The organism is Streptomyces sp. NPDC029164, assembly GCF_055563995.1.
Genome location: NZ_JBVHWW010000077.1, coordinates 1 through 10,010, shown reverse-complemented (window position 1 = coordinate 10,010; position 10,010 = coordinate 1). Strand labels below are relative to the sequence as shown.

General features: G+C 71.3%; 8 protein-coding genes. 1 reads left to right on the top strand and 7 read right to left on the bottom strand.

All coding sequences use genetic code 11. The annotated features are described in order from the left end of the window. The first annotated feature begins 258 nt into the window (after positions 1 to 258). Entirely contained in the window at positions 259 to 1,176 is a 918-nt protein-coding gene (locus tag ACZ4VT_RS37070) for a helix-turn-helix domain-containing protein (RefSeq protein ID WP_467955760.1), read from the top strand. A gap of 9 nt (positions 1,177 to 1,185) precedes the next feature. Here ACZ4VT_RS37070 and ACZ4VT_RS37065 read toward each other — a convergent pair whose 3' ends face one another. The 7 genes from ACZ4VT_RS37065 to ACZ4VT_RS37035 form a co-directional block, all read right to left on the bottom strand. After that, complete coding sequence (locus ACZ4VT_RS37065) at positions 1,186 to 2,427, bottom strand: acyltransferase family protein (RefSeq protein WP_467955759.1); 1,242 nt, start codon at positions 2,425 to 2,427, stop codon at positions 1,186 to 1,188. Between the two features lie 124 nt (positions 2,428 to 2,551). Then, positions 2,552 to 3,799, bottom strand: coding sequence for an FG-GAP repeat domain-containing protein (locus ACZ4VT_RS37060; protein ID WP_467955758.1), 1,248 nt, complete (start codon positions 3,797 to 3,799; stop codon positions 2,552 to 2,554). After that, positions 3,796 to 4,590, bottom strand: a complete 795-nt coding sequence (locus ACZ4VT_RS37055; protein WP_467955757.1) for a type 2 periplasmic-binding domain-containing protein — start codon at positions 4,588 to 4,590, stop codon at positions 3,796 to 3,798. The genes ACZ4VT_RS37060 and ACZ4VT_RS37055 overlap by 4 nt, the downstream gene beginning before the upstream one ends. A gap of 16 nt (positions 4,591 to 4,606) precedes the next feature. Next, a complete protein-coding gene (gene wecB, locus ACZ4VT_RS37050; RefSeq protein ID WP_467955756.1) occupies positions 4,607 to 5,803 on the bottom strand; it encodes a non-hydrolyzing UDP-N-acetylglucosamine 2-epimerase in 1,197 nt (398 codons plus the stop codon). A 298-nt stretch (positions 5,804 to 6,101) separates the two neighbouring features. Further along, complete coding sequence (locus ACZ4VT_RS37045) at positions 6,102 to 7,787, bottom strand: FAD-binding oxidoreductase (protein WP_467955755.1); 1,686 nt, start codon at positions 7,785 to 7,787, stop codon at positions 6,102 to 6,104. A gap of 6 nt (positions 7,788 to 7,793) precedes the next feature. Beyond that, a complete protein-coding gene (locus tag ACZ4VT_RS37040) occupies positions 7,794 to 9,083 on the bottom strand; it encodes an MFS transporter (RefSeq protein ID WP_467955754.1) in 1,290 nt (429 codons plus the stop codon). 9 nt (positions 9,084 to 9,092) lie between these two features. Continuing rightward, positions 9,093 to 9,878: an SDR family NAD(P)-dependent oxidoreductase gene (locus ACZ4VT_RS37035; protein ID WP_362815196.1), complete on the bottom strand. Its 786-nt coding sequence runs from the start codon at positions 9,876 to 9,878 to the stop codon at positions 9,093 to 9,095. Positions 9,879 to 10,010: the final 132 nt, after the last annotated feature.

The window sequence follows — 10,010 nt, the reverse complement described above, 5'->3', positions numbered from 1 at the left end:
ACCAACACCAACTTCAAACGCCCGTCCAAACGGACCGGACCCTCACCACCCCCCACACCCGCATCCACACGCGCACCCTCGACAACCGACATCGCGACACTTCCTCTCGATCACGCAACGAGCTGTTGCGTCATCGACTCTGGACTGGTCGCAGGGGGTTACCCAGCCCCCTGGTTGTGCTGGCGCCGGGCAAGCTAGCACTGCCAGGGCCACCTTCACGGGCAGCGTTCCGCGCCCTCCCCCGGCACACTGGAACGCATGGACACTCCCACTGCCCTGGGCGAATTCCTCCGCACCCGTCGCGCCCAGCTCCAGCCCGAGGACGTCGGCCTCCCCTCACACGGCACCCGCCGGCGCGTACCGGGTCTGCGGCGCGAGGAGCTCGCCCTGCTGGCCGGCGTGAGCATCACGTACTACACGCACCTGGAGCAGGGGCAGAGCACGAACGCCTCGGACAGCGTGCTCGACGCCCTGGCCCGCGCCCTGCGCCTGTCTCCGGACGAGCACGCGCACCTGCTCAACCTGGCCCGGCCGCCGCGCGCCAAGCGGGCGCAGTCGCCCCGTCCCGAGTACGCCCGGGACACCACGCGCCGGCTGATCGGCGCGATGCCGCAGGTGCCCGCCGTCGTCCTGGACGGCCGCAACAACGTGCTCGCCTGGAATCCGCTGGGCCATGCCCTGCTCGCCGGGCACCTCGACTTCTCGAGCCCCGAGGATCCCGCCGTACGCCCCAACCTCACGCGGATGCTGTTCCTCGACCCGCACACCCGGGAGCTCTACACGGACTGGAAGAGCGAGGCCCGGGTGGCGCTGGCGGCACTGCGCCTGGTCGCCGGACGCAATCCGGAGGACCGCGCGCTCGCCGAGCTCATCGGGTCGCTCATGCTGCAGAGCCCCGATTTCGCCTCGCTGTGGTCGAAGCATCCCGTACGGGACTGCACCGTCGGCACCAAGACCCTGCACCACCCCGTCGTCGGCCCGCTGACCCTCGATTTCGAGAACCTGCACCTCACGGACGGCACCAATCACCGGATGCTGCTCTACAGCGCCCCCGAGTCCTCCCCGTCCGACGCGGCCCTGCGCATGCTGTCGAGCCTGACGGCCGGTTCCGCCGCCCCGGGCCGGGGAACGCCGAAGCCCGCGTCGGCGGATGCCGACGCGGGCGGGGAGCGGTAGGGCGGCGGGTCAGTCCCGGGCGGCCGCGGTGACCGGGGTCCGGTCCCCGGAAGGCTCGCGGACCGGGGACGGGGCCGGGGCCTCGGCCGTGGCCGGGGCGGGCCGCGTACGGGGCCTGGCGCGGCCGAAGCGGCGCATGGCGGGCATCTCGACGAAGCGGAAGAGGAGCCACCCGCCGAGCAGCGACGCGGCGAAGAAGCCGGCGATCACCAGGAGGGCCACCGGGACGCTGTAGGTGTTCTCACCCAGCAGCGAGCGGAGGTAGAAGATCGTGACGCCCTGGACGAGGTAGAACCCGAAGGAGACCTCGCCGAGCCAGACCATGGGCCGGCTGCGCAGGAAGGTGGCGCGGCCTTCCACGTCGGCGCTCGCGGTGGCGCCGATGAGCGCGGCGACCGGGATGATCGTCGCGACGACGAACCCGTACTGGAACGGGGCGACGAGCGCGGCGGCGTAGCCGAGCACCGTGAGCACGAGGGAGACGCCGAAGCCGACGCGGCGCGGCCACAGTCCCGCGAGGACGATGCGGGCGAGCAGGATGCCGAGGACGAACTCGAAGAGGCGGCCGGCCGGGAGCAGGTAGCCGAACCAGAACTGCATCCCGGAGATGGGCGTGATGGTGGACTTCGGGGTGTCGGGGACGAAGTAGGTGGCGATCAGCTGGAGTGCGATCATCCCCGCGATCATGGCGGCGCTCCAGCCCCACAGGGCGGTCCGGCCGCGGAGCTTGCGGATCGCAACGATGAGCGCCGGGAAGAGCATGTAGAAGAGCAGCTCGCTGCCGAGGGACCAACTGGGCGGGTTGACGCTGAGGTTGATGGTGGGCTGCGGCCACCAGGTGTGGATGAGGAAGAGGTTCGGGAGCCAGTCGGCGACGCCCGTGACGGCCGAGCCTGCGAAGAGGATCATCGCCGCGGCGAAGACGACGACGTGGTTGGGGAAGATCTTCAGCAGCCGGCGGCGGAGGAAGGCGGTGACGCGCTCGCCGGGCTTGGCGGCCCAGGCGAGGACGAACCCCGAGAGGACGAAGAAGAAGGAGACGCCCAGGTAGCCGGCCTTGCCGAAGGCGGTGGAGAACCCGTCGGCGATCGAGGCGTCGGCGAAGGGGTTGATGGGCGCGTTCGGCGGGATCGGGGAGTCGGTCAGGGACGAGTGGAAGAAGAAGACGGAGAGCGCGGCGAAGAACCGCAGGCCGGTCAGTGAGGGCAGCTTCGCCCGCTTCGCGGCGTCGGGGGACGTCGTGGAGGCCACAGGAATCGCTCTTTCGGGAGTGGGGTTCGTCGGGGACGGCGGCCGGGACCGTGCTCCGCCGTGCAGTGCGCGGTCCCGGCGGCGCGAAGGGGCGTACGGGACTGCCGGGAAGGGCGTGGGGGGCCTACTGCTCGATCTGGTTGCGGTAGACCATGAGCTTGGCGTCCTTGGCCACGTAGTAGTTCTGGACGGAGTAGGCGATGGTGGCGAAGTCGAGGCGGCCGTCGCCGTTGAAGTCGGCGGTGGCGATGCGGGCGACGGACTCCTCGGAGACGCGCCACTTGGCCCAGACGCCGTTGGCCGCGTCGATCGCCTTGTAGTACATGACGCCTTGCCACGGCCACGGGCCGCGCAGCGCCACGAGGAACTCCTCGTCCCCGTCGCCGTCGAAGTCGGCGCAGACGATCTGGTGGCCGGGGCCCTCGCCGTTCTCGTTGGGGTCGCCGTAGACGTCCAGCAGGACGCGGTTCCAGCCCTCGCCTTCGGCGGCCTTGGTGTAGACGGCGACGGTGTTGCCGTGGAAGGGCTCGATGGCGGCGACGTAGGCCATCGGGTCGTCGCCGAGGCGGCCCGCGTTGAGGTCGCCGCTGCCGCGGAAGCCGGTCTGCTCGAACTGGGTGAGCTCGCCCGTGCCGATGAGCTCGCGGACCCACTCCCGGCGGTTCTCGTCGAACCAGAGCCAGGTGACGCCCTCGTCGGAGGCCAGCAGGAGGGATTCGAGGTCGGAGCCGGGAACCAGGCCCTGCTTCTTCTCGGCGCCGTGGATCATCCGGAAGTGGCTGTCGTCGATGACGGTCATCGGCCACTCCTCGGCCGTGTGCACGTCGTCGGGCTGGGTGAACAGCACCACCGGCAGGACGGCGTGGACGTCTTCCTTGGCGACGATCGGCAGGCCGATGATCTGGAGCCGGTCGGTGCGGGTGAAGTGGCCGGCGCGCAGGCGGTGCATGCCGGTGGCGCGGCCGACGTAGTGCCGCTTCCAGCGGGACTCGTCCTTGTCGGGGGTGCCCGGGTTCTCCAGCCAGTCGATCTTGCCGCCTTCGGTGTTGGCGTCGTGGATCGTGCCGATCGGGCCGTAGAGGTCGTAGCAGACGATGACGTCGGGGTGGCCGTTGCCGCTGACGTCGGCGAAGTCGGCGCCCACGGGCATCTTGATGCGGTCGGCTATCAGCCGGCGGGTCCAGTCGCCGTCGTTGGCGTACCAGTAGATCTCGCCGAGGCGCAGTCCGTAGCCGAACAGGTCCGGCTTGCCGTCGCCGTCGATGTCGGGCGCCTCCAGCCAGTAGCCGTCGCGGAGCTGGTCGGCGACGACCTCGGCGGTGAACTTCGGGGCGCGCAGGACGGTCTCGGGGTTCTTGGCGGTGGCGGTCATGACTGGTTCTCCAGGGTGGTCGCGAGCGGAGACGAGGACTGGGGGAAGGGGAGGGTGCGCAGGGCGCGGGGTACCGGGTGGTATTCGATGGCGAGCCAGATGCAGTCGGTGTCGGCCCGGTACTGGTGGCGGGGGTAGTGGTACGTGCACTGGGGGCCGGTGGCGCAGAAGGGGTCGGGGGTGGTGTAGCCCGGGCTCATCAGGACGTCCTGGTAGAGGGAGGCCTGGTCCTCACTGCGGAACCGCTGCATCCGGCCCAGGCCGTGGACCTGGGTGTGCACCTCGATGAAGTCGTGCTGGTTGTGGATGAAGCAGTCGGTGCCGGCGGGGGCGAACCACAGGTTGGCGCGGACGTTGAACTCCCGCTGGTCCAGTACGGTCTCGCGTTCGCCCAGTACGTGGGCCGGGTCGAACAGGACGGTGTTGATGTCGTCCTGCGGGCTGCGGTACAGCGGGGTCTCACGGGAGAACTCCCCGGGGGCGAGCAGATCGGCCAGGTGCGACCAGCCGGACTGTTCGACGATGCCGCTGATGTCGGCGTCGTCCGCGGCGGGGCGCAGCAGGAGCAGCGCGTCGGCCTTCTCGATGCGGGTGTCGGCGAGGACCGTCGAGGACAGCGGGGGGATGGTCTTGCGGAACTCCTCGGCGATGGTCACGGGGGTCACACCGGGGTTGACGACGATCGTGCGGCCTTCGACGGTGTAGTCCACGGCGTCGCGCACGAGGTCGGCCCTCAGGTACGGGGTGCTGAAGTTCAGCGGGCGTTCGATGGCGGACGGGGTGGCGGTCATGCGGGCTTCCTCTCGGTCAGGTGCGGGCGAAGGCGGCCGTACGGGCGAGCTCGACGCTGAGCTCGTCGGCGGCGCTTTCGGGGACGAAGGGCTCGGGGGCGGGTCCCAGGCCGAAGAAGTGGGCGAGTGCGGCGACGGTGCGGGCGGTGGCCCGTCCGTCGCCGTACGGGTTGGCGGCGTTGGCCATCCGCTCGTACGCGGCCTGGTCGCGCAGGAGCTCCAGGGTGTCGGCGACGATGCCCTCGGTGGCCGTTCCGACGAGGCGGGCGGTGCCGGCGACGATGGCCTCGGAGCGCTCGGTGACGTCGCCGAGGACCAGGGTGGGCTTGCCGAGCGCGGGGCCCTCCTCCTGGCTGCCGCTGCTGTCCGAGACGATGAGGTCGGCGCGGGCCATGAGCTTGCAGAAACTGAGGTAGGGCAGCGGGTCGACGACGGTGATGTGCGGGTGGCCGCCGATGTACGGGAGGAGCGCCTCGCGGACCACGGGGTTGCGGTGGAGCGGGACGACGACGCGTACGCCGGGCTCGTCGGCGATGCGGGCCAGGGCCTGCCCGATCTGCGGCAGGTGCGGCCATGCCTCGCGGCGGTGCGCGGAGGCGAGGACGATCCGGCTGGGGTCGACGTCGAGGTCGGCCAGGGCCGGGTCGCCGTAGCTCTCGGCGCGGCCGCAGGCCCAGCGCAGGGCGTCGATGACGGTGTTGCCGGTGACGGTGACGGTGCCCGCGTCGATGCCCTCGCGCAGCAGGTTCGCCAGGTTTCCGGGGGTGGGGGCCAGGTGCAGGGCGGCGACCTGGGCGACGAGCCGTCTGTTGCCCTCCTCGGGGAAGGGTGAGCCGAGCCGGCCGCTGCGCAGTCCGGCCTCGACGTGGACGACGGGGATCCGCTGATGGAAGCCGGCCAGGGCCCCGGTGAGGGTGGTGGCGGTGTCGCCGTGGACCAGGACCGCGTGGGCGGGGGCGGTGGCGAAGTAGTCCTCCAGGCCGCGCAGGGACCGGTAGGTGACCTGGGAGAGGGTCTGCTTGGGGGCCATCACTTTCAGGTCGACGTCGGCCGTGAGGCCGAAGGCGTCGAGGGTCTCGTCCAGCATCTGACGGTGCTGCCCGGTCGAGATCACGACGGGCTCGAAGCGCGGGTCGTCCTGGAGGGCGCGGATGACCGGCGCGAACTTGATGGCTTCCGGCCGGGTGCCGAGGACTACGGCGACGGAACGCATGGCTTCCTCTACTTTCTGACGCGTTGGGAATCGAGCCGTGGCATGACGCGGGAGGGCGCGGCACGGCGGTGCCGCGGGCCTGTTCGACGGGTGGTGGCCAGGGGATCGGATCTCGCTGCGAGGGGCTTTTCAGCTGCCCTCTTCCGGCCAAGAGACAGCTTTCCCGGAGCCGGCCGGGGAGTCAACGAACGCCCGCGGACACTCGAACGGTTGAGCGGGAACGACAGAAGCCCCGCACTCCGGAGACCGGAGTACGGGGCTTCTGACCAGCGAAAACGCGGCGGGGACGCGAGGAGCGTCAGCCTCGCGCGGGCTTGATGGACATGGAGTGGCGGAAGAAGTCGGACGGGTCGTAGCGCCTCTTCACCTGCTGCAGGCGCGGGTAGTTGTCCTTGTAGTAGAGCGTCTGCCACGGCACGCCGGAGCGGTTGCGGCGCGGATCGGTGACGTCACGGTCGGGGTAGTTGATGTAGCAGCCGTCGGTGCTGTCGTCGATCAGGGGCACGCCGCCGGTCGCCGAGAAGAAGTCCTCGTACAGACCGCGCAGCCAGCCCAGGTGGAACTCGTCCTCGCTCTCCTCCTGCCAGAAGGTCTGGAAGCACATCTTGAAGATGGACGACCGTTGCGCGTTGGCCGTCGCGTCGGGCGCCGCGGCGTTGACCTGACCGCCGAACGAGAACAGCACCAGCATCGTGTCCGGGTTCTTGAAGTCCGGCCGGCTCATGTACCGGTAGAGCTCCGCGATCTGATGGTCCGTGAAGTTTCTGCGCATGTAAGCGGACTTGTGCGCGCCACGTGAGGTGGGATTGGTGATGGTCGGGTTGTTGGTGCCGACCAGCCGGGTCGCCTGGAGCCACGGCAGGGTTCTCGGCTCCGCGAACTGCGGCATGGCGGGCAGTTCACCGGTGGCGCGGGTCAGTGCCTTCGGGGTGACCCCGGTGCCGGCCGTGATCGCCGCGAGGTAGTCGTCGAGCAGCCTTCTGGCGTTCGGCACGGTCGCGTCGACCTGGGTGAACATGCCCAGGCTGCCGTGCGCCTTGGAGCTGACGTTGAACAGGCTGGACAGATGGCGGTACGGGGAGTCGGGGGCGCTGTTCGCGGCGTGCCAGGCACCGAAGTTCTTGAGCAGCCGGGCGAACTTCGCCTCCGTCAGCTGCTCCCAGGGGAAGTCGACGGCGCTCACCAGGACCGTCGACGGCGGGGAGATGAGCTGTTCGGAGGGTTCGGAGCCCTTGGCGCCCGGGGAGCGGAACCAGTAGCGGGTCACAAGGCCGAAGTTGCCGCCGCCCCCGCCGGTGTGCGCCCACCACAGCTCGCGGTTCGGATCGTTCTTCTCGCGGGTGGCCACGACCGTCCGTACGCCGCCCTTGCCGTCCGTGACCACGACCTCCACGGCGTAGAGGTGGTCGACGACCAGGCCGTGGGCCCGCGAGAGCAGGCCGTACCCGCCGCCCGCTATGTGGCCGCCGGCGCCGACGCTGTAGCAGATGCCGCCGGGGATGGTGACGCCCCAGCCCTTGTAGAGGGCCTCGTACACGTTGATCAGACGGGCGCCGGCCTCGACGACGAACGCCCGGAATCTCGGGTCGTACCCGACGTGCGTCATCTCCGAGAAATCGATGATGACCTCGGTGTCGGGATGGGCGGCGAAGTCGGCGAAGCAGTGGCCGCCGCTGCGCACCGAGACCCGCTTGCCCGCGCGGACGGCGTCTCTCAGGGCGCGTTCGGCGTCCGCGGTGGAGCGGACCATCCTGATGTAGTCCGGGCGGGCCACGAAGCGCTGGTTGTTGCCGGTGGTCAGCATCTCGTAGCGGGGGTCACCCGGCCGCACGACGGATCCGGCTCCGACGGCCGTGCCGGGAGCTCCGGAGGCGGCGGGGGCCGTGGCGGCGGCCGCGGGGCCGGCCAGCGCGCCGGCCACCGCGGCGCCTCCGACGACGGCGGCACTGCGGGTGAGCATGGTCCGGCGATCGACACCGTTCATGTGGGACTACCTCGACTTCTCTTCGACGATGGAGTGGGTGCCGTACCCGGCACCGGCGGAGGGGAGCTGTGCGGATGGCTCGGATGCGGAGTGCTGCTGTACGGAGTGCGGTTCGGCGGGGAGTTCCGCCTCCGGGAGCGGGCCCGGCCGGCGGGTCCTGCGGTCGAGCCGGCCGGAGAGCACCGCGGTGCCCAGACCGGCGGCGGCGAGCCCGGCGCCGATCCAGGTCGGCGCGGTCCAGCCGAGGCCGTGGGCGACGGCGAGACCGCCGAGCCAGGCCCCGAGGGCGTTGCCGAGGTTGAAGGCCGCGATGTTCGCCGCGGAGGCGAGCGCCGGGGCCCCGGCGGCCTGCTGCATCACGCGGGCCTGCAGCGGCGGCACCGTCGCGAAGCCGATCGCCCCGAAGGCGGCCAGGGTGATCGCGGCGGGCACAGCGGCCTGCGAGGTGAAGGTGAAGACCACCAGCACCAGGGAAAGGCCGCCCAGGATGAGGTACAGGCTGGGCATCAGGGCCCGGTCGGCGGCCCGGCCGCCGAGCACGTTGCCCACGCACAGTCCGACCCCGAAGAGGACGAGGAGCCAGGCGACCGCGCCGTCGGAGAAGCCGGCCAGTTCCGTCATCATCGGTGCGAGGTAGGTGAAGGAGGCGAAGACGCCGCCGAAGCCGAGCACGGTCGTCGTCAGCGCCAGCCACACCTGGGGCTTGCGGAAGACGGCGAGTTCGCCGCGCAGCGCCCCGCGCTCCGGCGCCGGCTGCGCCGGGACCAGGGTGACGAGTCCGAGCAGACCGACGATCCCGATGCCGGTGACGGCCCAGAAGGTGGAGCGCCAGCCGAACTCCTGGCCCAGGAAGGTGCCCAGTGGTACGCCGAGTACGTTGGCCAGGGTGAGTCCGGTGAACATCAGGGCGATGGCGCTGGCCCGCCGGTCCGGGGCCACCAGGTCGGCGGCGACGACGGACCCGATCCGGAAGAAGGCGCCGTGCGTGAGGGCGGCGATCAGCCGGCCGCCCATGAGGGCGGTGTAGTCGCCGGCGAGGGCGCAGAGCAGGTTGCCCGCGATGAAGATGCCCATGAGCACGACGAGCATGGTCTTGCGCGGCAGGCGGGCGCCGGCCGCGGTCATCAGCGGCGCGCCGACCACCACGCCGAGGGCGTAGCCGGTGACCAGCATGCCGGCGGAGGGGATGGACACGGACAGGTCGTCGGCGACCTCCGGGAGCAGGCCGACGATGACGAACTCGGTGGTCCCGATGCCGAAGGCACCGATGGCGAGGGCGAGGAGGGAAGCACGCATCGGCCCGGGTCAGATCTGCCGCAGGGCGCCGCCGTCGACGCTCCACTCGGCGCCGGTGACCTGGGTCGCGAGGGGTGACAGCAGGTACGCGACGATGCCCGCGACGTCCTCGGGCGTCCCGATGCGGCCGCTCGGCAGCGCGCGCACCACGCGGATGAAGTGCTGGACGGCCTCGTCGGCCGGGAGGCCGAACCGCTCCCCCAGCTGCTCGGCGAAGCCGCCGGGCGCGTCGAAGAGCGCCGTCCGGGTGGGCCCCGGCGAGACCACGTTGGAGCGCACCCCGCGTACGCCGAACTCCGCGGCCAGGGACTTGGACACGGACAGCAGCGCCGTCTTGGAGGCGGCGTAGTCGACGATGCCCGGGTCGGGGAAACGCGCGGCCTCGCTGGCGATGTGCACGAGGGAGCCCGCTCCCGTCTCCAGGAGCGCGGGCAGGGCCGCGCGGGTCATGCGGACGGCGGAGTGGAAGTTGACGTCGAAGGTGCTCGTCCACTGCTCGTCGGTCACGTCGAGGAAGCCGGTACGGGATTCCAGCGCGCCCACGTTGTTGACGAGGCCGTCGAGCCGGCCGTGGCGCTCGATCACGGTGTCGGCCACGTGGCGGGCCGCGGTGGGGTCGGTGAGGTCGGCGGCGACGGTGCTGACGCGGTCGCCGAGGGCTTCGGTGTCCCACGGCTTGCGGGCGACGCCGACGACGATGGCGCCCTCGGCGGCCAGCAGCCGGACGGTCGCCGCGCCGATCCCGGACGACGCGCCGGTGACGAGGTACACGCGGTCTTCGATACGGAGGTCCATCACGTTCCTTGGGAAGAGGAGACCTTGAGGAGGAGGAGGGGGAGGCGGGGGGGGGGGGGGGGGGGGGGGGGGGGGGGGGGGGGGGGGGGGGGGGGGGGGGGGGGGGGGGGGGGGGGGGGGGGGGGGGGGGGG

Bases quoted from the DNA above. Each gene is read 5' to 3' on its own strand.
- ACZ4VT_RS37055 (WP_467955757.1), bottom strand. From the start codon at position 4,590: ATGACCGCCACCCCGTCCGCCATCGAACGCCCGCTGAACTTCAGCACC.
- wecB (WP_467955756.1), bottom strand. From the start codon at position 5,803: ATGCGTTCCGTCGCCGTAGTCCTCGGCACCCGGCCGGAAGCCATCAAG.
- ACZ4VT_RS37040 (WP_467955754.1), bottom strand. From the start codon at position 9,083: ATGCGTGCTTCCCTCCTCGCCCTCGCCATCGGTGCCTTCGGCATCGGG.
- ACZ4VT_RS37045 (WP_467955755.1), bottom strand. From the start codon at position 7,787: ATGAACGGTGTCGATCGCCGGACCATGCTCACCCGCAGTGCCGCCGTC.
- ACZ4VT_RS37035 (WP_362815196.1), bottom strand. From the start codon at position 9,878: ATGGACCTCCGTATCGAAGACCGCGTGTACCTCGTCACCGGCGCGTCG.
- ACZ4VT_RS37060 (WP_467955758.1), bottom strand. From the start codon at position 3,799: ATGACCGCCACCGCCAAGAACCCCGAGACCGTCCTGCGCGCCCCGAAG.
- ACZ4VT_RS37070 (WP_467955760.1), top strand. From the start codon at position 259: ATGGACACTCCCACTGCCCTGGGCGAATTCCTCCGCACCCGTCGCGCC.